This window comes from Leptolyngbya boryana PCC 6306 (genome assembly GCF_000353285.1).
In the GTDB taxonomy this organism is placed as follows: domain Bacteria; phylum Cyanobacteriota; class Cyanobacteriia; order Leptolyngbyales; family Leptolyngbyaceae; genus Leptolyngbya; species Leptolyngbya boryana.
This window is the reverse complement of sequence record NZ_KB731325.1, coordinates 171,869-195,860: the sequence shown is the minus strand read 5'-3', so window position 1 is coordinate 195,860 and position 23,992 is coordinate 171,869. Positions and strand designations below refer to the sequence as shown.

Genomic DNA, 23,992 nt, shown 5'->3' with positions numbered 1-23,992 from the left:
CATCCAAACATTCAATATCAAACAAATCGCGGGTGATCTCAGGACTATCAGGGTGAAGGTATTGTTGTTGAGGAGCGGTCGCGAGAATCGCTTTTGACGGTTGGCTCTTTGAGCAGATGATAGTCGCGACAGCGAGTAATATACGTCATCTGGCGCTGTTGCAGAAGGGTAACATAGTTCGCACCACCATACAGCCCATCTAAGAGGGTGTTTGAAAAGCCGGAGTCGGTCAAATTTTATGCCAATCGCCTGACCATGATCCGAATCATTGCTAAGTAAATCCAAGTTTCTGAAGTTTCTGGAAGTAACTCATAGTCTCGAACTAAGCGACGACAGTGCATCAGCCAGCCCAGAGTTCGTTCAATCACCCAGTCAGAATACCGCCCTAAACCCGAAGGACTCAGTTTGCCCTATTGTAAGTATTGAAGGGTTGTTGCGGTTAGTGATTTTCGTGGCACAGCACCGGGCAACTCAGGACTTAGACGCACAAGCAGGTGTCGTATGCCAGGACAGCCCATTCCCCCCCGTCTCAACCGCCAGCAGTCCATCAACTGTGGTTTCAGTTATCCCTTGCCCAACGCCAACGATTAGTAGCCGTTCTCACCGAGATGATGAGCGCTCAGATCACTGCTCTGGAGCAGGAGGAACATCATGAATCCTAAACGTGAAGCTCACAACCGCCGCTCTGAGAAGATTGACGATCTGCATCTCGACCGATTAGCAGTTGTCTATGTGCGACAATCAACCCTCCAACAAGTCCTAGAGCATCAAGAATCAACCCGACTTCAGTATGGCTTGGTAGATCGCGCAGAAGCGTTAGGTTGGCAGCGCGAACGTGTGCTGGTGATTGATGAAGACTTAGGCAAGTCAGGAACAACTGCCGTGGGGCGCAGCGGGTTTCAGCGCCTAGTGGCAGAGGTCAGCCTGAACCATGTGGGACTAATTCTGGGCATTGAAATGTCGCGCCTCGCACGCTGTTCGAAAGACTGGCATCAATTGCTGGAAGTCTGCGCGTTGTTTAGAACATTGATTGGCGACCTCGATGGGATTTATGATCCGAGTCAGTACAATGACCGATTGTTACTCGGACTCAAAGGTACAATGAGTGAAGCTGAACTTCATGTCCTCAAAACCCGTTTGCTCGAAGGCAAGCTCAATAAAGCTCGACGTGGAGAATTGCCATTCGACCCACCCATCGGGTATCTCCGTCGCCCGTCTGGAGAAGTGATTTTTGACCCCGATGAGCAAGCTCAACAGGTGGTGCATTTGATTTTCCGAAAATTTGAGGAAATTGGGACGCTGAACGGAGTGCTACGGTACCTGGTGCGAGCGGACATTCAAATTCCAGTGCGAATTCGTGAAGGGATCAATCGTGGCGATTTAGAGTGGCGCAAACCGAATCGAATGACCTTACAAAATCTATTGAAGAATCCAGCTTATACGGGTGCGTATGCCTATGGTCGTCGGCAGCAAGACCCGCGCAAACAACAACCTGGGCGACCGAAAACGGGACGGGTTGTGAATGCACCGGAAGATTGGCACGCTCTAGTGTTTGACCAATTTCCAGCCTATATTAGCTGGGAGCAGTATCAACAGAATCTAGCACGCCTCGCAGCCAACCAGTCCCGTGCTGAAACTATTGGAGCGGCTCGTCATGGAGCAGCTTTACTCTCTGGCTTGCTGGTCTGTCAGTACTGTGGTTGCCGCATGACTGTGCATTACAGTGGTCAGGGAAAAACACACGAATACCTATGCAATCGGCGGTTGAAGGACTATGCCGACAGAGGCTGCCAGCACATCGCAGGTCGTTCGCTCGATGTTGCTATCACTCAACAAGTGCTGCAAGCATTAGAGCCTGCGGCACTAGAACTATCCCTGCAAGCGGCTCAATCTATTGAGCAAGAGCGGACTGAACTTGATAAGCTGTGGCAGCAAAAATTGGAGCGCGCAAATATCGAAGCTGAGCGATCTGGACGGCATTACCGACAGGTTGAACCTGAAAATCGATTAGTCGCCCGTCAACTTGGAAAAGAGTGGGAAGCAAAGCTTGCTACAGTAGAACAAGTACAGGAAGATTATCAGCGTTTTTTAGCTCAAGAGCCGCTGACGCTATCCGAGGTCGAACGCAGTGCTATTCGACAACTTGCACAAGATATTCCGACCTTATGGAATGCAAATACAACAACGAACGCTCATCGCAAAGAAATCATGAGGCAATTGATCAATCGGATTGTCGTCGAAGCACAAGGACAAAGTGAACAGGTAAAACTGGTCATTGAATGGTTAGGCGGATTTCAGAGTGAGCAAATTGTCGTTCGTCCGGTCGCCAGCTTTGAGCAGTTAAGTTACTATCCGCAATTGTGTCAACAAGTTCAAGCATTTGTCGTACAGGGACTTGATGCCGCAGCAATTGCTGCGCAATTAAACCAATCAGGCTTCCGTCCGCCTCGATTACAAGGGGGCTTTAGTCATCAAAGTACATTGGAGCTATTACGACGGTTAGGCTTGCATCAGCGCCGTCCGAAAGGATATAACAAAGAGCCGCTTGCCGATGGAGAGTGGTGGATTCCGGGTCTGGCACGTCAGATTGGCATTCCCGATGGCACACTGTATCAGTGGGTAAAGCGAGGCTGGATTGAGGGACGCAAGCAGGAAAAACCGCCCTATCGCTGGATTATTCGAGCAGACGAAGCTGAAATTGAGCGGCTCAACAAGTGCCGTCAAATGTCTTTTAGTGACCGAATGCGCCAACAGTGGCAAGGAGAAACATCAGTGCTTGCCCAATCCAACGAGAGTGACGATGAACGAACTTAGCAACAAAAGTTGCAATGCGATAGGTTTAGCTTGGAGAAGCAAATAATGAAACAACAATCTAAATCAACAGACTCGAAACATTCGGCTGAAAAAGTTGAGGTTTACAGCGGCAGTCTGGCTGGGTCATCTCCACCACCCACCGCTTTTTGAGTAGAACAAAGCCCTTGGTTTGTTCCGGGCGTAATACGACCTGGACAATCCAATGACAGACGGTGACCACCCAGTGCATAAAGGGAAAGCCATCGAAGCCGCCATCCACCCAAATCGTGTGTAGGCGAGACACAGCTTTGCCGCGTTGTCGCACCCGCTGGAGGACAGTTTTGCCGCCGGCGCGTTCTGGGGTGCTGGCAGCAGTGACAAAGACCCGTAAGATCAATCCTAGCGTATCGACCGTGATGAATCGCTTGCGCCCTTTGATCACCTTACCTGCATCAAATCCGATTGCTGCATGCACTCCTGCCGCACTTTTCACGCTTTGGCTATCGACAATTGCTTCAGATGGGCTCGGAGAGCGCCCGACTTCGATGCGGATGCAGCGATAGAGACGGTCGTGAATGCTCAACCAGGTTCCATCCTTGCGCCAATTACGAAAGTAAGTGTAGACCGTTTGCCATGCTGGAAAATCTCCAGGTAACGCTCGCCACCGCACTCCTTCGACCAAAACATAAAAAATTGCATTGAGAATGTCCCATAAGTCTACTTCTCGCGGTCGTCCGCCAGGTTTTGCATCAGGTAGCAGGTCGCTCAACAATTCATATTGGGCAGGAGTGAGGTTACTGGGATACGATTTACTCATGTAGCTCTCTCGGTGCTGTGCTTTTACGTATTTACAGCTTATGACCGGAGAGCTTTTTTACAGCCTCAATTGTCTTTTAAAACATCCTCTAAGCGCAACAGCGCTGTCACGGGTGAAGTAGATCGCGCACAGTAGCGCTGAATTACGGTGCAAGATCGCTTGAGGTCTTCTTTCGAGTTACAGTTCCCAGCTTCTGCAAAGTTCCCCAACCATTCACGAGTATGTGCCTGCTCAATCGTGGTCCGAGTCCGAACGGCTTCCCCGCGTTTGCGTCCGGCATATCCTGGCTTACAGGCATTTCGACTTCGACGCTTCAGCACAGGATGAGTATTTTGAGTCAGTAACACTCGATGCCGAACAGCCTTCGTCGTGCCATCGACATCAAAGACCATCCATCGCTTGCCACTGCGGTCTGTCACGCCCAATTCTGGGTCGATGGGTGAGTGTTCAAGTAGGGCACTCTCAAAAAGTTCGCGTAAAGCTTCAACGGCATCATTATCGACATCAGCGAGGAATCGACTCAAGGTAGAAGCAACCGGACAATGCTGCCGACCCCAGACTGACATCAGCACAGATGCAACACTACTCAATTGTTCAAAAAATGCTTCTAAACTCGTCAAACCGCTCACCGCATAAGCTAGTAGTAATAGCACAAAGTCGCACACTTCATACTTGCCCATCCGTCCTCGATTCACATGCACCTGTTGCTGCAAGCGCTCTAGTAATCCACAGTGTTGCCAGTATTGTCCTAGCAGTAAAGCTTCTGCGAACCAAGTTGGAATGGCAGGATTGGCTTGCTCAGTGGTAGTCACTTCTAAACCTGCTACAGTAAGACTAACATTCTTTTCAGACATCGTTGCCTGCCTCCAAGCCGTGCAGTTGATATCTTTTTCTATCGCATACATTCATCCTTGAAACCGCTTCTACATCTCGCTCTTAGCGTTTCTTCATGCACTCCTTGCGCATCGCGTGGGGGTATTGTGCGACGATTACCGGTACTTGTCCACTTTTGGTGAAGCGAAGTTGCGATCGCGAACCAGCATAACGTGCTTTCTGGGTTTCGGACTGTTTGAATTCTCGGATTCACCAAAATTGGACAAGTGCCCAGCGACATTGGCGGGTGACGACAGCCAGGAATCCTGCCTCACTATCCGATCATACGTGTCGCGACAACTATGATCGAAGCTAAGAGCCAGACACAGCGCTGAATTCAGGCTGTTGTCATTTAGGAGTATTGTCTCTCGATCGTACTTTTAGAACAGGATTTCTGGCTGTCGTTCCGCCGATCATGCTTGTCATTTAATAGTTCTCAAACTACTTAACGGAGTAGTGCTAGTTAAATTGATGGATACCATTGAACGATAGCAAGCATCAAGAATGTATAGGAATTTGAATCACAAATTCTGTGCCTTCACCGATCGCTGATACCGCGCTCAATTGTCCTCCATGCTTCTCACGGACGATCTGATAGCAAATGGGAAGCCCCAATCCTGTCCCTTTGCCTTCCGGTTTTGTGGTGAAAAAGGCTTCAAAGATTCGCTGTTGTACTTCATACGGCATTCCAGCACCATTATCCTTGATCCGAATTACTGCATCGTTGTTTTCAATGCTGGTTTGGATAGTAATGCAATTGGGGTTTACTTCTAACTCTGAATAGCTCTTGCCTCGATTTGCTTCTTCTAGAGCATCGATCGCATTCGCAATTAAATTCATAAAAACCTGATTCAGTTGACCTGCAAAGCAAGGCACTTCGGGTAGATCACCATAGTCTTTGATCACTTGAATGGCTGGATGTTCGGGAGTTGCTTTCAAGCGATGCGAGAGAATCATGAGGGTCGAATCAATCCCTTTGTGCAGATCTGCAAGTTGTTTCTCGCTGCCATCCATACGGGAATAGTTTCTCAACGATTGCATGATCTCTCTAATTCGATCCGTTCCCAGTTTCATTGAGCTAATCATTTGGGGTAGATCTGCAATCAGAAAATCTAAATCGATCGCGTCAATTTCGTTCTCAATCTCTTTGCCAGGTTGAGGAAGAGCTTCACGGTATAGTTGGACTAACCCAATTAAATCTTCAACTGCCTGCTTTGTATGGTTGAGATTGCCTGCAATAAAGCCGACCGGATTGTTGACTTCATGGGCGACACCTGCGACAAGTTGACCCAAGCTCGAAATTTTCTCAGTTTGAATCAGTTGCGCTTGCGTGTTTTGAAGATCTTGAAGAGATTTTTCTAGCTGTTGGGCGCGTTCGCGTTCGCGAGCTTCGGAAGCTTGTAAAGTTCGGTAGAGCGTCGCATTTTCGAGAGAGATAGCAATCTGTGTAGAGAGCAGAGATAGAACTTTTAAGCGATCGCGGCTAAACGCTTCTGTTGTTTGCTCATTTTCTAGGTAAATAATCCCTGATAGCTTGCTTTTGTGAGCAATTGGAAAACAGAGAATTGATTTCGGTTGATGTGTCAATACATAGGGATCAGCTGCACAGATTGGCTCTTTGGTAGCATCATGAATCACTAGCCTCTGTTGAGTGCGAGCCGCATACTGGACAATTGATAGAGACAGCATTTCCTCAGTGAGCGGCTGAAGTATAACATCTGTATAATCGCTATTTCCTTGAACCGCGATGTTCCAATGATCTTCTTCGGGCAAAAGGATCGCTCCCCGCTCTGCTCCAGCACTCTCCAGGATCACTTTAAGCAAGCTTTCAAGCAGTCTATCGAGTTGAATTTCCTGGGAAATGGCTTGAGATGCTTTCAGAATAGTGCTGAGGTCGAGAATCTGGGTGCTGCTAGTGCTAGTTGAAGAAATATGAGTGATCGATAAGGTTTCATCTGCAATGTGGGATAGCTCAACGCTCGAGTTTCCTAAAACCAGAAGATGTGGGTAGTGCTGTTCTAAATCTGCAACTTTAGTAGAGGCTCCCCAAGATTGATAGAGATGATATGCCTCACTCCAGTAAATTTGGGCAAGCTTCTCTTTTCCTGTAGCGATCCAAAACTTCGCAGATAGCTCATTTGCTAATGCCGAATCTTGCGCAAATCCATTCGTTTTTGCAAGTGCGATCGCCTCATCGTAGAGGTCGATCGCGGTCATTGAATCATTTTGCAATCGGGCGATCTCTGCTTCGACTAATAGATATTGATGCCGAAAGTTCTCTGGGCAGGTCGCTGACCAAATTTCCATCTGCTGTTGGTTCGTTGTGATCTGCTGCCAGTATTCACTCTTCTGCGACTCACTCGCACTTAAATACAGTGAAGTTAAAATCAGCGAGTCGTAAAAATTAAATTCAGCAAGCGAGATACAGCCTGGGAGATAGTTAAGCAGGTGCCTTGCTTCCCCGATCACATAATGAGCATCCTCAAAGCAACCATAGAGATACAAAATTTGAGCTTTGAGAATCTTGAAAAAGCCGATCGCAGCAAAACTCGATCGTGCCTCACACGCTGCTAAATATTCAATCTCGCTCAGTTCTTTCGCTGCAAACTTGTATTGTCTAACATCACATTCTTGTAAACTGTGAAAGATTAGCTGACAGGCAAGCAGCATATCTTTTGCAAGCTGATTTTGTGTTTGTTCTGTAAACTCTAGATAGTCGAGAAGCTTGTCTTGCAGGGAATCTAGGTCGGCTCCTTGGTAGAATAAATTAATCACTTGATGGGCTATATTGTAGCCTGCAAATTGAAGTTCGCCAGACTCTAAGCCAGCCTGATACCCTTCCATGAAAATTTCAGCATCTTCTTTGAGGGGTCTAATCCAATGATTCACCGAACCACCAACGACCAAGCAGCCTTTACATTTTTCCGCTTGATCGTTAAATCTTTCACTAACCCTCAGGCTGAGTTGTCCGAACTCATAGCCTGCTTGATAGTCACCCAGCATTGATCCTAGAATCAATCCATACTCAGAATAGCCATAGGTAGATTCTGAAAGCACCCCATGTTTCAGAGAAAGATTGACTAACTTCATCACACAAATTAGCCAGAGATCATGATTTGAAAAGTAAGTCGGTGATCCCAAGGTTGTGAGCAATCTTGCAGCGGCTCTTTTCTCTGGAATCACCATTTCTGGTTGATTCAATAATGTTGGGATCTTTTGCTGGGCGAGTTGTATTTTTGAGATCGCAAGCTCATCTTCAAAGGCTTTGTGTAACTCTGATTCAGGAATATCAATCTCGAAGAATGAAAGTGCTACTCGTCCAGTCTTGATCGCGGGTTGATACTTCCCCTGCATGGTGTAGAGAACAATCAGCAGTTGGTAAATTTCTGCTTTCTCAAGGGCAGATTTTGCTTGTTTCAAGGTCATTTCAATCAAGCGTTCAGACTGCTCGAAATTACCCAATAGATATTCAATTTCTGCTTGCTCTCGATGTAGGGTAAACATCAATTCATAGTGTTCTGACCAAGCTGTTTCTGTGAGATGGTTTTGAGCATGAATTAAACACGCTTGAGCGAATGAGTAGGCTGCTGCTTGTTTTGCTTTGATTGCAGCTTGTATGTTCAAGTGCGCTAATTGAGTTTTTTCATCAGCCTGGGTGATGAGTGCCTGTCCCAGGTTGAAATGTCCTACCAGTTCAAAAAGTTGCTCACTCGATTCGCTGTAATTAGCGTAGAGGAGTTTACCAATTTGGAGATGCACAGATTGTTTTTCGCGATCGTCAATCAGGGCATAAGCGGCTTGTTGTACACGGTCGTGGAGAAACTTATAGCGATCGCTGACTAAAATTGGCTCTGTCGTATCGCTCTGAACAATTTCTAACGCAGAAAGTGGAACAATTAAGCCTTGTTGAACTGCGATAGATAAAGCTTGTGCGGTTGTCTCCAGTGTTGAAGGTTGCAATACGATCGACAACGTTTTCAGGTCAAAGCGATTCCCGATGCAGGCAGCAAATTGAATCACTTGCTGTGTTGCATCAGGTAGCTTTCTTAAACGATCCACCAGCAATTCAACAACATTATCCGTACTGTTGAGCGTTTCAATTTCTTTTAGGTTCCATTGCCAGGAATTTTTGTAAAAGTCGAACCGCAGTAGCTCATCCTGATACAGCGTTTTGAGAAATTCATTGATAAAAAAGGGATTCCCGTTCGTTTTTCGCATGAGCAGATCAACGAACGGACTTACTTCATGCGTTCTCAGAGTATCCGAAATCAATTGAGTGACATGAGCCGATGAGAGCGGTTTCAGCGTTACTTGGTAAATTGGAAATGCTTGAAATTGCAAGCCTTCTAGAAGAAGAGTTAAGGGATGTGTTGCATTGACTTCGTTATCTCGAAAAGCTCCGATTAGAAACAAATGATGAGTTTGTGAGTCTGTTAGCAATAGCTTAATGAGACGAAGAGTAGCAGAATCCGCCCACTGCAAATCATCCAGGAAAATGACTAGAGGATGCTCTGGTTGACAAAATACACGAATGAAGTTTTGAAACACGCGATTAAATCGATTTTGTGCTTCAGTAGGATTTAATGCGGCAATTTCAGGTTGTTTGCCGATAATTTGTTCTAGTTCCGGAATGACATCAACAATGACCTGCCCGTTTGAACCGAGCGCGATCGCTAGTTCTTCTTGCCATTGACGAAGTTGCAATTCGCTTTCCGTCAGAAGTTGCTGTACCAGTGATCCAAATGCACTCGCGATCGCGGAGTAAGGAACATTGCGCTGAAGTTGATCGAACTTTCCAGCAATAAAATATCCTCGTCGCTGCACAATTGGCTTATAAACCTCTTGCACCAAAGACGATTTGCCAATTCCTGAATAGCCACTCACTAGCAAAAACTCGCTGAATCCCGATTGAGCAACTCGATCGAAAGCAGTCAGCAGTTGAGCGACTTCCGTTTCTCGTCCATACAATTTTTCGGGAATAGATAAGCGATCGCAGAAGTCTTGTTGACCTAAAAGAAATGCCTCAATTGTATTGTGAAGTTGGAATTGTTGCTGGCAAACCTCAAGATCATGCAGTAATCCCGTTGCACTTTGATAGCGATCTTCTGCCATTTTCGCCATCAACTTCATCACGATATTTGATAAAGGTACTGGAATCGCTGAATTAAGTTCTGCTGGCGAGATCGGTTGCTTTGCGAGATGACAATGAACAAGCTCTAACGGATCATTACTAATAAAAGGAAGTTGCTGGGTTAGCAGTTGATAGAAGGTGACTCCGAGCGAGTAGAAATCGCTGCGATAGTCAATGCCTCGATTCATTCGCCCGGTTTGCTCTGGCGATAGATAAGGCAAGGTTCCCTCTAATCCATTGGGACTAATGAGCGCTTGATTTTCCTTCGGTAGAATAGACGCGATACTAAAGTCAGTAATTTTAATCTGTCCAGTCGTTGAATTGATCAGCAGATTTGCAGGTTTGAGATCTTTGTGAATAATGCGATTTCGGTGCAGTTCTCCGAGAATTTGAGTCGTTTGAATTGCGATCGACAAAAAATCTTTCAAGCTAAGAGAATGCGTTTTGCAATAATCCCTCAGAGAAATCGCCCCAAAATCTTCTAAAACTAATGCCCATTGATTTTCATAGTTCTCCAAACTATACGGACGAACAATTCCCAGAATGCCAAGATGATTCGCCAAACTGTATTGCTTCCGAAACACAGCAATCTCTCTTGGCGTTGGGTACTGATTTTTGAGTGCCTTAATCACTACTGGTTTTTGATCATTCGATCGAACTCCCCGGTAAACCAGCGTTTTGGAGCTTTCGTAGATTTTCTCAACAATTTCATACCCAGGAAGCATAACCATAGGACTTGCAGAGCTTTTGTTACTTCTCTTAAGTTTCCCTGTAACCTGTTATGAACAACAATTGCTGCCCCAAAGCAAGTAAAAATCCGAAATCGTTCAGAAAAATAAACAACAATGTTTATGGAATGGCTCCGTAAGTGACTCCTAATTGCTTCAACCACTTGCGATAACCCAAAGAAGCACGATCGCTAGGCAGATGAAATTCTGCTTGTAGATCGAGCGGCAATCGCTTTGGATGATGAGATTCTAAATTATCCACATCTTGAAGAATCACTTCATCCTGAAATGCCACCATAACCTCTTCAGGAATGTCATGGGCATAGTTCAGGGTTCCCCACATCCAGCCGATACACTCCTCCTCAGAAACCGGAGTAACACAGTAAAGTAACACCATCGTTTGTCCGTTTGCTCTTTGCTTGCGAAGTGCCACCGTTAAAGGTCGAATTGTCCAATAATCATAAGCGGCAACGCCACCTCGTCCCGTTCCATCGGGGTCAGGCTGCCAGATCTTGATATCTTTCATGTAGATGCCTGTGTCGATCGAAGTCACTTCATAGTCTTCGATCACCGCTTTGTCAGGTTCTCCTAAAATTCCAGCATGAACAAAAGGCAGATGTGCGACATCTAAAAAATTCTCGATCGCTCGTAATCCACTACAGCGGCAGTAATGACCACCACTCAGATAGGTTCGATAGCTCGGATCATCCCATTCTGGAAAAGGTGCGATCGGTTGCGATGGACTACCGAGCGACACAAACACAACACCATATCGTTCTTCAACAGAAAACGATTTTACACAGGCTTGCTTTGGTGGGGTGTAATTAGGATGAGCGGGGACTTTCACACATTGCCCCTCTGGATTGTAAGCTAACCCGTGGTAGGGACAAACTAAGGTATTTTCAAAAATTTTCCCTCCCGAAAGTTTTACACTGCGATGAGGACAGCGATCTTCCCATGCAACTGCGTTAGTATTTTCTCCTTGCCAAAGTACTATATCGGTGTCTAACAACCGTGATCGTAGAATAGTTCCAGGTTTGAGATCACTCGATCGTGCGATCGGATGCCAGCCGTTCCAAAGAATTGGATCAATCATCGGTTTCACTCCAGAAGCGTCTATCAGCGGTCTTCTTTAACGTAAGGAATGCCTAACGATGCAGGCGTTTCACTCCGACCTGTTCCCCGTAATAGTGCCATAAGCGTCAACACATAGGGAAGCATGAGCAGGAATTCATAGGGGAGATCTTTTGATCCCAAGGCTTGAATCCGATATTGCAACGCATCAGCAACTCCAAACAACAAGGCGCCGAAGAGTGCCCAGACAGGTTGCCAACGCGAGAAAAATACAAGTGCGATCGCAATCCAACCCCGACCCGCCATGATTCCCTCAGTGAATAGTCTGAGTTGAACAACGGTCAAGACTGCACCCCCCAAACCTGCTAAGGCAGAACCCGCAATCACGGCAAGGTAACGAATGCGATCGACATTCAATCCTGAAGTTTCGGCTGCCGCTGGATTCTCGCCTACTGCTCTCAGAGAAAGCCCTGCATTGGTGCGAAACAAGAAGAACCAGCAAACATACACTAAGAGTGCTGTGAGGTAAACGATCGCGGTTTGATTAAACAAAATCTCACCGATGATCGGGAAGTTCGAGAGTCTTGGAATTGCCCAAGTTTCTAGTCCTTGTACTCGTGTTCCAGAGAGTCCAATCCGCGATCGAAATAAATAAGCCGTCAATCCTTGCCCAAATAAAACCAGCGTCACTCCTGTCACAACCTGGTCAGTCTTTAAGCTTACGGTTAACACTGCCATCAGCAAACCCATCAGCGCCCCACCGAACAATCCGGCAGCAAGCCCACTCCATGCCGCAAGACTCGCATTTCCTGTCGCTTGTTCAAGGCTGGCAGCCACAGCAAAACCCGCTAGTCCACCGACCAGCATTACACCTTCTAACCCTAGATTCATCACGCCCGATCGCTCTGTGATGATCTCTCCTAATACGGCTAGCAGCACTGGAATGGCTAATCGAATTCCTGCCGTTAGCAATGCGATCACAAAACTCCAGGTTAGAACTTGTTCCCAGGGCATGACTACCTCACTTACGATCGACGATTTGCCAATGCAGAACCCGCTAGTACAAATAGCACCACCAGCGCTTGAATCACTTGAGCAGCAGAAGCGGGAATCTGTAACATCACATTTAGCGACTGTGCCCCAACCATCAAAGCTGAAAATAAAATCGCGGCAATCAAAACCCCGATCGGATGAAGTTGACCGAGCAGCGCAACTAAGATGCCACTAAATCCATAGCTATCTGAGATCTCACCTTTCAACCGGGTATAGGTATAACTCACTTCGATGATGCCAGCCAGTCCAGCCAATCCACCGCTCATCATTAATGCCAGCAAAATACTCCGACTCGTATTGATACCCACACTTCGAGCCACACTCAGCCGCGATCCAACAACCCGAAGATGAAAGCCGATCGATGTATGCCACAGCAAAAGATAGACTCCAACAACGAGCAACAGTGCGAGCGCCATACCCCAATGCAATCGAGTTCCGAACAAAACGGGAATCTGAGCATTACTGCTAAATTGTGCGGATTCCGGTAAAAATCCATCGGGCTGTCTTAGCGGAACTCGCGCTGCATACTGAACCATGAGAATGCTGATATAGTTCAGCATCAAGGTGCAAATGATCAAATTCATGCCGCGCAGAAGATGAAGCAATCCAGCGATCGCACTCCACAATGCGCCACCAAAAACACCAGCGATTAACATCAATGGAATCAACAATCCCGTAGACAGATTGGGAAAAGTCAGCGCTACAAGACTGCCACACAAAGCACCGATATAGTATTGTCCTTCGGCTCCAATGTTCCAAACTCGACAGCGAAATGTGATCGTCATTCCCAATCCGATGATGAGGAGTGGCGTAGCTTTCAAAAGTGTCTCAGTCCACTGCCGCGTTCCTCCAAATGCACCCATGAACATCACTTGACAAGCCTGCACTGGATTTGCTCCACTCAATTGCAGCAGAACTCCACCCAGCAACAGAGCCAGCACTGCACCCAGGATCGGAGCGAGAAACTTCAGTCGTAGCCAAATCGAGGACTGTGAAAGCGCAGAACTAGGATTCAGCAAAGTTCCCTCCTTTCTTTCCTGCCATTAATAAACCTAAATCGTGTAAGTTAACATTCTTGTCATCGATTACAGCAATGATTTCTCCTTCGTACAAAACAGCAATGCGATCGCTGAGTTTCAAAATCTCATCGAGTTCGGTTGAAATCAGTAATACCGCAACGCCTGCCTCTCGTCGTGCAAGAAGCTGTGCATGAACAAACTCAGTCGCTCCGATATCCAGTCCTCGTGTCGGTTGGGCAGCGAGTAGCACTTGATGATCGCGACTCAGTTCACGCGCAAACACAACTTTCTGAGCATTGCCCCCTGAGAGCTTTCCAACCTGCATCTTGACCGAAGACGCTCGAATCAAAAAACGCTGAACCAGATCAGTGGCATAGTTGAAAATGAGTCTCCAATGCAACAATCCTTTCTGTTGAAAGGAGGGAGATTGAACATCTTTCAGCACTAAATTTTCTGCGATCGAGAAATCGGTTAACAATCCCATCGAATAGCGATCGCTAGGAATATGCGCAAGATTGCCGCTCATCCAAATTTCTCCTTGTTTGAGCAATCGCAGTCCGATGATCGCTTCTTCAAGTTCGCGCTGACCATTCCCATCAACGCCAACTATTCCCACGATTTCACCTTGCTCAATCGCAAGATCAATTCCCTTCAGTGCCGGAAAACCGCGATCGCTCATCACCCAAAGGTTCTTTAAAGCAAGTCCGGGCGTAGAACTGGTTGATCTCGGAAGTTTTTGCGTTGAATTAATGTCTCGACCGACCATCAGCTGCGCGAGTTGATGTTCAGTACAGTCTTGAGTTGCTATCGTTGCCACCGCTTGTCCGTCTCGCAAAACAGTCACGCGCTCGCACACTGCCATCACTTCATTCAACTTATGCGAAATAAAAACAATAGAAGTTCCTTGAGCCGCCAGATTCCGCAGGATCACCATCAAATCTTGGGCTTCTTGGGGAGTTAAAACCGCTGTTGGTTCATCGAAAATGAGAATGTTCGCCTCCCGGTAAAGGGCTTTCAAAATCTCAACTCGTTGTTGTTCTCCAACGGAGAGCTGCCAAATCTGAGCAGGGGGATTCACCTTCAATCCGTAGTCATCTGCGAGTCGTTGCAATCGAGGATAGAGTTGCTTGGCGGACGCTTGAAGAACGCTAGAAGATTGCCCCAGCACAATGTTTTCCGCCACAGTAAACGATTCAACCAGCTTAAAATGTTGGTGAACCATGCCGATTCCACAAGCGATCGCATCTCTAGCGGAGTGAAATTTTACAGGCTTTCCCTGCACTCGAATTTCTCCCTGATCCGGCTCGAACAGTCCACAGAGAATATTCATTAAAGTCGTTTTTCCAGCCCCATTTTCACCCAGCAATGCATGAATCTCTCCCGTTCTCACCCGAAAATCGATCGCATCGTTGGCAATCACGCCCCCAAATCGTTTCGTGATGCCAATCATGTCGATCGCTAGACTATCGTGTGAATCCGAGCTAGAACGCATCATCACATCCCAATACAATTCATTCGCAAAAAATCAATTCGGAACAGACGACCGTTCATCTAAATTGATCCTCAGTCTACTTCGGAACAAACGGAACTTTCAGTTCTCCAGAAGCAATTTTGGTGCGAGTGTCTTCGATCGATTTAAGCTGCTCCGGTGTGAGCTTATCTTTGAATGCCGATGGAATCTCTACACCAACGACCCCTTCTGCAACGCCCATTTTGTAAAACTGATTCGTGAACTGTTTGGATCTAGTATCCTCAATCATCTTGGTAAATAACGGTTCCATATTCCAAACCAGATTTGAGGCGACGACTTTAGGATCGATCGACGACATATCTCCAACGTAGCCCGTGACAAATCCACCCTTCGTTTTTGCCGCCTCAATTTGACCTAAAGTGGGTCCCTGTCCACAGCCAATCCAGAAATCAACTCCGGTTTCTGCTTGAGACAATGCTGCTTCTTTTGCTTTCGCCACATCATCCCAATTGCCCACTGCCGCATCGGTCAAGGTCGCATCAGGGCGCACTGTCTTTGCACCTGCCAGCATTGCCTCTCCCATCGAGTGACAGACGGGAATATCAAAGCCATATAAGGCTCCGAGCTTTCCAGTTTTCGAGAGCTTGCCGCCGATTAATCCGACCAAATAAGCACCCTGATAGAATGGCTGATCATAGTCCGCGACATTTACTCCAGTCTTGTTAATTCCGCCTGCCCAAGCAAAATTAATGTTCGGAAATTCTTTTGCCACTTTAAAGACAGCATCACCATAGTTAAACGAATGTGCCACGATCGGACTATAACCCGCTTCTGCATACTGCCGCAGCACCCGTTCAACATCGGCGGGAGAGATAGACTCCGACACCACGGTATCGACCCCCTTAGCTTTAAGCGCTTGGGCAGCTTCGTAAGCTTTTTGATTCCAAGATTTATCTGTAGGCGGACCATTCATAATCAGTGCAAATCGACCTGCTTTCCCTTCATTAGAAGCAGTTGAAGCTGGGCTGACAGTTGTACTGGGCGATTGAGAGGTTGTGGACGCAGAATTACAGCCAGACAGCGACAGAAATGGAACGGTCAGCAGCAGCACAAGGGATTGCTGAATGACTTGGAGAGATTGCTTTGAAGTCATAAACATTGGAAGCAGGGGCTGAAGTCAAATGATTTTGCCGAAAGGCTGATTTATTATTCCCTGTGAATCAGCGTTTGTAAAGCTTGTGGTGAGCGACAAAACTTGATTTGTGCTTCAACTCTAGTTGAAAGCGATTAGACTATGCCTGTCTAGGTGTTAATTAACCTGAGTTCGGGATAAGGAATAAGACAAGAAAGGGGCAAACTCAATAGGCTGAAAATACAAAAAATCGCGCCCAGTTTGCCCTCATGTTTAGTCTAGAAGAACTGTTCTGTTCCGTCGATGACTTCTGCACAAGCTTTGAACTGCAGTGGAAATAGGTATTGTCAGCTTAACCGTGAGGCAGAATAATTGTACTGCTTCGATTCGGATCGTTACCGCCCATGTATTCTCGTCATTGTTTCCCATCTGAAATTATTAGTTATTGTGTCTGGTTGGCACTGTCAACTTAATCGAGAATATTCAAAATTAAGCGCGATAATCCCCCAATTGTTAGTCTCGCTCAATTTACGCAGCATCTTTCAGACAAGTGATTTCTCGCCAATCTTCAAAGCGGTGGCAGAGTTGTTCTCGATATTGTTTTGCACTTAGTTCATGTTGCTTGGGATGAAAGTGTTCAGGGGGTGACAACGAGCTTAAAAGTTAGAAGCAATGCCGGATAGCAGCGATAGGTGTTAGATGTCAAGCACAAGTTCGAGTCGCGACAGTGACAAAGACGGGCTAGTAAGAACTAAGAACATTCTTGGTTAGTCGCGAGATCAAGAACAGTAATCGCTAAAGAATGACAGATTAAAGTTGTGCAGAATGCTCAAGGTAACTGCACGACAATGATGATCAAAATGACAACGAAGATCGAGACGACAATTAAGATCGAAACGACAGCTAGGAACGTTTCGGTTGAACGGTCTCTTTCTTGGCGGTCTTCGATGCTTCAGAACGAGACACTGCCGATTGTTTGCGGTAGCTCTCGGTCTGAATTTCAACAATCAAAGCATGATGCACCAAACGGTCAACGGCTGCGACTGTCATCATCGAATCGGTGAAGATAGCATCCCATTGGCTGAAGGGCTGGTTGGCAGTAATCAGTAAGCTTTTGCGCTCATATCGATGAGCAATTAGCTCAAACAGCACGGAGGTTTCCGCCTCAGTCTTTTTGACATAGCCCAAATCATCAAGCACGAGTAGGTCAAAGCGGTCTAGCTTCTTCAGCATTGCTTGCAATTGCAGTTGCAGCTTTGCTTGCTGTAATTGCTGGACTAGAGCTAAGGCAGAAAAGAACCTGACTCGCTTACCAAACTCCACCATGCGGCGCGAGACAGCGCTTGCTAAATGTGACTTTCCAACGCCTGAAGCTCCGAACAACAAAAGGTTTTCGGCGCGTCCGAGCCAAGTAGGATCATCCGCCATCTGCATCAAGGGAGCAGGGTTGAAGCTCGGACAATGGGAAAAGTCAAAGTTGGAAACCGTTTTTCCGCTTGGCAGTTGGGCTTCTCTCAGAGCGCGTTGGATACGGTTGCTCCATCGGTGTTGGACTTCCGATTCGCACAGAACCAGCAAGAACTGTGCGTAAGACCAGCCTTCCTGCATCGCTTGTTGTTCGAGTGTTTCCCAGTGATGCAGCATGTGAGGTAGGTGCAGTCGTTTGAGGTGGAGGCTGAGATTCTGATACGGACTGGTGGGCGGGTTCTCGGTGCAAGAGTTGGTCATAGTGTTCTAAATTGTGTTGAGTCGTCGTGAGATTGGGCAGGCTTAGATCGCTCAAGAGTTGAAACTGCTTGCGGAGTGTAGCCAGGGTCAGGCTATTTGCATTGAGTTGTGCTTGCAGGTAGCTTGCTACTGCGATTTCTTTGTCTTGCGTGGTCGCAATGTACAGAGCTTCTACCATCAGCACCGCAGCACTGTCGAGGTCGAACCGGCATTTGAGTTGCGACCAAAGCTCCCGCCATATCTGATTTGGCAGAAGTTCTTGTTGCCAGGTACAGTACAAGAAAGCTCTGGGCTTGAGACGTAGCCCTTCTGCAATATGCCGATAGTTGATGCACCGAGCGCGCCGTTTTGCTTTATCACTGACTCGAATGCGAGGGAGCTCCACGACTGAGTGACGATTGAGGTAGCCGATAATCCGGTCATGGTAGAGATGCAGTTCGAGTGACTGTCCAATCAGTCGAGATGGAACCGTGTAGAGCACACAGCGCACATCAATCGTACTGCGGCAACTGACCGTTGCGGTGAGCACCTCATAGTCAGGCACTCGATACTTAGGCAAGGGTTGCAAATATTGTTTCTCCTCCTCAATTTTTCTGGGATGGAGATCGTTCAATTTGGCAATCGCTCGATTGATCAGGTCTTGATAGTCAGCGATGCTGTCAAAGTCATGACTGCCTCTAAGTAAGAGCATTTGCTTGATGCGATTCTTTAAATGTCCGTGCGGTGACTCTATCCCTCCATTCTCATGAGCGATACCAGTATTGTTGCGCGTTGGTTGCATTCGGTAATGACTGCATAGGTCATCATACAAGCGCGTCAAGGGCTTATTTCGCGCTCCACCCATGTTGCGATAAGCCGCACTGAGACTATCGGTACGATGTTGCTTCGGGACTCCTCCACAAGCAAACAGCGCATTCTGTAATCCTTCCGACAATGCAATAAAGCTCTCACCGCCCTGAATGATCTGAGCGTACTGCCAGCCACTGTAAGCCAGTCGGTAATGATACAACAAATGCTCAAATGGCTTGCCCGCAATCCTGATCTCAATTCCTTTGAGTTCGGTGAAATCCGATAAGCCCATCATCCCCGGTTCATGCCGTAGCTCGAACATGATCTCTTTCGGTTCGCCATGCAAGGCTTTCCAGGCGGCAACTCGTCGTTGCACCGTGCGAAGCACTTGGGGATACTTGCCGGGATAGCGCTCTTGCAGCCATTCAAATAGCGTTGTCGGCTGAAGACCAGGATTTGCTTTGAGCATGGGTTCAAGTTCAGATTCCCAAACTTCTGCTAACGGATCAGGGGTGCTGCGCCAGTCACGGATGCGTCCTCGATTCGGTTGATGGTCGCCTGCTTCGATGCGCTGTCCGGTTCGGGCAGAAAAGCCAGCCAGTTCTGCGGCTTCTACTTGCGTGAAGCCTTTTTCTCGTGCGGTCATATACACTTGGACTTGATATATTTTGACTTTTCCAGACACTCTTCGCGTCTCCATGTATCGATGGAACTCTCTCAGAGTGTCTTTTTCTTGCTCGGCACTTGACTCGTCGAGTCAAGCAGTACGCAATCGTCCGGAGAAAGGTTTAGCTCGCCAATACCCTGACGTTCGTTCGCCAGTTGTATTGTCACCTAACAGATAGGCTCAGAAAAAAAGGAGTGACACCAATTGATTCACTCCTCTGATATCAAAAATGTTGCCTTCATTCTACCAATCTTGTTTGAGATCACAACTCTCGGATGCTCAATTCATCACGTTGGAAATCCTATTCAACCTATTACAGCAAGAGCGCCGAATTACCATCGAACGGTTAGCCACGCTATTTCCACAACCGATTCTGTTTGAGAGTAGACGACGGAATCTACAACGCTTTTTAAGCCTGCCGCAGATGACACCTGAAGCGTCATGGTTTCTCATCGCCAAACAGTAGATCAAACAACACATTCCGCGTGGGCAAATCTTACAAATCGTGCTTGACCGAACGCAGTGGAACTGACATAACCTGATGATGGTCAGTTTCGTGTACCAAAACCGAGCAATTCCGCTGTACTGGACGTGGCTCGATAAACAAGGGCGGAGTTCACTGAGAGATCAACAGAAGGTGTTGCGTCCTGTGTTTCGACTACTAAAAACACGTCGCTTTGTCTTGCTGGGCGACCGTGAGTTTCACAGTATCGAACTCGCTGCTTGGTGCGTTCAGAAAAATGTGATGTTTGTGTTTCGCTTGCCGAAAAGCACAATCGTTCAACCCCATGCAGATGAAGCCTTTTCGCGCCTTAACGACCTGCCGCAACCCCCTGGTATCCGCGAACAATATTTGCACATTCAAGTCACTCAAAAACACGGGTTTGGCAGGCATAATCTCGTGATTTATCAGAAACGCGCTTACGCTCAATCGACGACTCCAGAAGTGTGGTACTTGCTCACCAATCTTACCGATGTCAACCAAGCGCTGTTTCACTACGACTCCAGGTTTTGCATTGAACCGGGATTTAGAGACTTCAAATCCGGCGGTTATCACCTCGAAGATTGCCATACAGACCCTCACCGCTTCACTGCCTTGCTCGTGTTGAACCTTCTGATCTCATTGCTGCTCTACTTCGCCTAACCGATTCTTTAAGAGTTCAGTAATTGCCCGGATTAACGTTTCTGGATCTACAGGTTTCGGAATATGCCGCTGAAACCCAACAGCTAAAGCTCGGTGCTGATCAATTTCTCCAGCATAGGCAGTCAGAGCAATTGCTGGCATTCTTCCCCCTGCTTCCGGAGATCGTTCTCGAATCTGTCGTATCAGTACATAGCCATCCATTTCTGGCATCCCAATATCCGAGAGTAAAACATCAGGAACAGAGTGAGCCAGCGTTAACAATGCGTCTGCTGCAGAACTGGCAACTGTCACCTGGGCACCATGCTGCACAAGGATGAATTCTGCTAAATCGCGCATATCCGCTTCATCGTCCACAACGAGAATATGCAGCCCGGTTAAATCCTCGATTTGGATTGATGATTCTCCGGCTGTAGGACTTTCTGCTACAACCGTGGTAATCGGTAAGCGAACCGTGAACGTTGCTCCCAATCCTTCCCCTAAACTTTCTGCCTGAATCGTTCCGCCATGCAGTTCCACAATTTGACGTGCGATCGCCAGTCCTAATCCCAATCCCCCAAACTGACGAGTTGTGCTGCTATCCGCTTGGCGGAAGTATTCAAACACATGGGGGAGGAACCCTGGATGGATGCCTTTGCCTGTGTCAATCACCTGAATGTGAATGTGCTGTTCCGACTCTTCCATCCCAATGATGACTTGTCCTTCGTTCGGTGTGAACTTGATTGCATTGGAGAGGAGATTCCACAGCACTTGTTGCAATCGATTGGCATCTCCCAATACAGATTTTGAGTGCTGTTGTAACCTGGTTTGAATCTGAATCGATTTGGCAGAAGCTGCGAGTTGCACGGTTTCGATCGCACTGTGAATGACAGTAATTAAGTCAACTGGCACAATATTGAGACTGAGTTTTCCCCGCAACATCCGGGAGATATCGAGTAAGTCTTCAATAAGCTGTGCCTGAAGCTTGGCGTTCCGCTCAATGGTTGCTAATGCTTGATCGACCTTATCAGGCTTTAACTGTCCAGCTCGTAGAATTTTTGTCCAGCCCAAAATTGGGTTGAGGGGCGATCGGAGTTCATGAGAGAGCACAGCTAAAAATTCATCTTTCACTCGGTTTGCCTGTTCTGCTTCGGCTCTTGAACTGCGTTCTGCCTCATATAACTGAGCACGGGAAATGGCTTGAGCACATTGACGACTAAGGGCGAGAATAAACTCACGATCTTCCTGGCTCAGGTTCTTGAACTCCTTAAAGCTCAGTAACATTCCACCAATTGACTTGCCTTCAACCACTAAGGGAAGTGCAATCCAGGATTGAAAATCATACCGACTGTAAATCTCAGCGAGATGGGGATAGCGAGCAATTCGCTCTAACAGCGTTTCCACCCAAACGGGCTGTCCGGTTCTGACAGCTTCTGCTAGGGGAACATCTGTGTTGATCGGAAACTTGCACCAACTTTGTACTAAGTCTGCTTCATAGCCGATCGATTTTACAATCTCAAGTTCTGTTCTATCTTTACTGACTAAAACCACCAGTACTGCCGCTGCCTTTAGAACTGCTACACTCTGTTCGACGACAACCTCTATCACTTGTTCAGGTGTGAGGGATTCTGAAAGTGCGGCTGTCACTCTTTGCAGACGGGTAATACGATTGGCAGCTGAAAGTGCGTCTTGCTTTGCCTGTTGAGTCCTGTGATAAAGACGAGCATTATCAATGGCGATCGCGGCACGACGCGCTAAATCTTCAGCCAGATCTAGATCTGCCATACTGTACTGGCGATTTGATTCAGCAAACACAAGGGAAAGCGTGCCTACCACTCGTCCACGTGCTTGCAATGGAGTGATGATGCAGGACTTCAAGCCCAACTCTTGGATGATTTCCAAATACTCCGGAATTGGGACAGTGGCTGTGAGTTGCTCATCCGTAATCTTGATCGCAATTTCACTGTGCCCCGTTTTCATCACTTGAGAGATCCCATAGCCATCCTCTAAGTGTCTGGGAAAGCGTTGTGCGACCTCCCACGCAAACTTCACCTTGTTCGGATCTGCATGGGCAACGGCAACACGGCTAATAGACCCGTCATGATTTAGTAAATCAACCCCGCACCAATCTGCGAAGTAGGGAACCGCTAAACTAGCAACACTCTGGAGTGTTTGTTCGTAATCCAGGGATGATGCGAGTAAGGTACCCGCTTCTACAAGGAAGGTCGATCGTCGTAAACCTGCCTCTACTTCTAAACGGGCAGTTTGTTCTTGAATTTGTTGCCGCAACAGTTGAATTCGTTCGATTTCTGCCCGCTTGCGTTCTGTAATGTCCTTATTAATTCCAATCAGAAACAGCGGCTTCCCGGCTTTGTCACACACGGTTTTGATGGTGGTTTCGATCGGCACTTCTGAGCCATCTTTTCGCATACATAAAATTTCACGACTAAATTCATCCGTCTCTTGAACAGACTGCATTATTTCAGTGGTCATCGCTGCTCGAACATCAGGGTGATAAATAAAATTGATCGGCTGACCCATTGCTTCTGTTGCGCTGTAGCCAAAAATCTGCTCAGCATTACCGAGCCAGCGTTGAATCCTGCCTTCTAAGTCACTTAATAGAATGGCATCAGGCATTTGTTGTAGAGCAATTTCCGAAATGAAACGCTCTGCTTCGGCTGCTTTGCGATCGGTGATATCAAAAAAGGAACACACTACGGCATAGGGCTCTGTGTCGTTGGCTTGAAATAGGGGTCGTGCATTGATTGAGATCCAGGTCAAGGTATCATCGGGCTTGCAAATCCCCATGATGACGTTCGACTGAGGCTCTCCCGTTTGCAGCGTGATCATGGCTGGATGTAGTTTGCCGGGGAACGGAGAACCATCCTCGTAGATCGCACACCAGCGCGGATCAAGGGAAGAACGCCCCATCATCTGATCGGCGGTTAGACCTAAGATTCTCTCAGCGCTGGCATTACAGGTCGTGATCCGACTATCCCTATGCTGAAACACAATACCTTCGGCTGCTGTTTCAATCACCGAACGATAGCGTTCTTCTGATTCTCGTAGAATTGCATCTGCTTGCTTACGCTCTGTAATGTCGGTGATCGCAGCAATCACATTGGTGATCCTTCCTTCGGCATTGAACAATGGAGAAGCGTTGATCGACAAGATAATGATGGTGCCATCGGAATGAGCAATCGCATGCTCGACTTGATAAATTGGCTTTCCGGTTCGCATCACCTGCACAAACGGCAAATCTTCTTCGGGAAAGAGTTGTCCATCTACCGTTGTAATAGACCAAGCGGGGTCATTGTACACCCGTTCAGTCAGGTTACTACGAGTGAGCCTTAAAATCTGTTCTGCGGCAGGATTGGCGCTAACAATCTGTCCTGTCTGGTCAAGAATAACAATTCCATTGGGAATTGTCTGAAAAATGCTCGTTAATTGCGCTTCCCTTTCCCACAGAGCTTCTTCAATTTGTTTTTTTCGCAAGGTCGCTTCTTCCTTGCGGTCGCTTAGTTCTGGAGGCTGGGAGAGATCGCCTTTGAGGTTAGCCGAGTTAAGTTCCATAGGAGTATACTTCTATCAATTCAA

Annotated in this window: 12 protein-coding genes and 3 pseudogenes; 3 read left to right on the top strand and 12 right to left on the bottom strand. The window is 47.1% G+C overall.

Annotated elements, in window-relative coordinates; genetic code table 11:
• Window positions 1–242: 242 nt before the first annotated feature.
• Window positions 243–371, bottom strand: a pseudogene (locus LEPBO_RS41395) (transposase); the annotation flags it as partial.
• Window positions 372–651: 280 nt separating this feature from the next.
• Between LEPBO_RS41395 and LEPBO_RS0131885 the strand changes: the two are divergent.
• On the top strand, window positions 652–2,814 hold the full coding sequence (locus LEPBO_RS0131885) for a recombinase family protein (RefSeq protein ID WP_017291662.1): 2,163 nt from the start codon (window positions 652–654) through the stop codon (window positions 2,812–2,814).
• Window positions 2,815–2,935: 121 nt separating this feature from the next.
• On the opposite strand, the pseudogene LEPBO_RS0131880 reads toward LEPBO_RS0131885, so the two are convergent.
• From LEPBO_RS0131880 to istA, 10 genes and pseudogenes are all read right to left on the bottom strand, one after another.
• Window positions 2,936–3,610 (bottom strand): annotated as a pseudogene (locus LEPBO_RS0131880) (IS5 family transposase); the annotation flags it as partial.
• 65 nt (window positions 3,611–3,675) lie between these two features.
• A complete protein-coding gene (locus tag LEPBO_RS0131875) occupies window positions 3,676–4,464 on the bottom strand; it encodes a hypothetical protein (RefSeq protein WP_144056421.1) in 789 nt (262 codons plus the stop codon).
• 517 nt (window positions 4,465–4,981) lie between these two features.
• Window positions 4,982–10,345: a trifunctional serine/threonine-protein kinase/ATP-binding protein/sensor histidine kinase gene (locus LEPBO_RS0131870; protein ID WP_017291659.1), complete on the bottom strand. Its 5,364-nt coding sequence runs from the start codon at window positions 10,343–10,345 to the stop codon at window positions 4,982–4,984.
• Window positions 10,346–10,463: 118 nt separating this feature from the next.
• Window positions 10,464–11,438, bottom strand: coding sequence for an aromatic ring-hydroxylating dioxygenase subunit alpha (locus LEPBO_RS0131865; protein WP_017291658.1), 975 nt, complete (start codon window positions 11,436–11,438; stop codon window positions 10,464–10,466).
• Between the two features lie 23 nt (window positions 11,439–11,461).
• Entirely contained in the window at window positions 11,462–12,430 is a 969-nt protein-coding gene (locus LEPBO_RS0131860; protein WP_017291657.1) for an ABC transporter permease, read from the bottom strand.
• A gap of 11 nt (window positions 12,431–12,441) precedes the next feature.
• Window positions 12,442–13,488, bottom strand: coding sequence for an ABC transporter permease (locus tag LEPBO_RS0131855; protein ID WP_017291656.1), 1,047 nt, complete (start codon window positions 13,486–13,488; stop codon window positions 12,442–12,444).
• Window positions 13,475–14,983 (bottom strand): ABC transporter ATP-binding protein, encoded by a 1,509-nt coding sequence (locus tag LEPBO_RS0131850; protein ID WP_263970853.1) that lies wholly within the window; start codon window positions 14,981–14,983, stop codon window positions 13,475–13,477. The genes LEPBO_RS0131855 and LEPBO_RS0131850 overlap by 14 nt, the downstream gene beginning before the upstream one ends.
• Before the next feature lie 73 nt (window positions 14,984–15,056).
• Window positions 15,057–16,118, bottom strand: coding sequence for a BMP family protein (locus tag LEPBO_RS0131845; protein WP_202806927.1), 1,062 nt, complete (start codon window positions 16,116–16,118; stop codon window positions 15,057–15,059).
• Between the two features lie 876 nt (window positions 16,119–16,994).
• Window positions 16,995–17,699: an IS21-like element helper ATPase IstB gene (istB, locus tag LEPBO_RS43735; RefSeq protein WP_071596253.1), complete on the bottom strand. Its 705-nt coding sequence runs from the start codon at window positions 17,697–17,699 to the stop codon at window positions 16,995–16,997.
• A pseudogene (istA, locus tag LEPBO_RS44965) lies at window positions 17,581–19,254 on the bottom strand (IS21 family transposase); the annotation flags it as partial. The pseudogene istA and the gene istB, both read right to left, overlap by 119 nt.
• Before the next feature lie 250 nt (window positions 19,255–19,504).
• On the opposite strand from istA, the gene LEPBO_RS44165 reads away from it, so the two are divergent.
• Both LEPBO_RS44165 and LEPBO_RS40540 read left to right on the top strand, forming a co-directional pair.
• Window positions 19,505–19,741 carry a hypothetical protein gene (locus LEPBO_RS44165; protein WP_017291653.1) on the top strand — a complete coding sequence of 79 codons (237 nt, stop codon included), beginning with the start codon at window positions 19,505–19,507 and terminating at the stop codon, window positions 19,739–19,741.
• A 75-nt stretch (window positions 19,742–19,816) separates the two neighbouring features.
• Window positions 19,817–20,419: a transposase gene (locus LEPBO_RS40540; RefSeq protein WP_144056420.1), complete on the top strand. Its 603-nt coding sequence runs from the start codon at window positions 19,817–19,819 to the stop codon at window positions 20,417–20,419.
• On the opposite strand, the gene LEPBO_RS0131825 is transcribed toward LEPBO_RS40540, so the two are convergent.
• Entirely contained in the window at window positions 20,396–23,968 is a 3,573-nt protein-coding gene (locus LEPBO_RS0131825) for a PAS domain S-box protein (RefSeq protein ID WP_017291651.1), read from the bottom strand. The two genes, LEPBO_RS40540 and LEPBO_RS0131825, sit on opposite strands and share 24 nt — an antisense overlap.
• Window positions 23,969–23,992 lie beyond the last annotated feature (24 nt).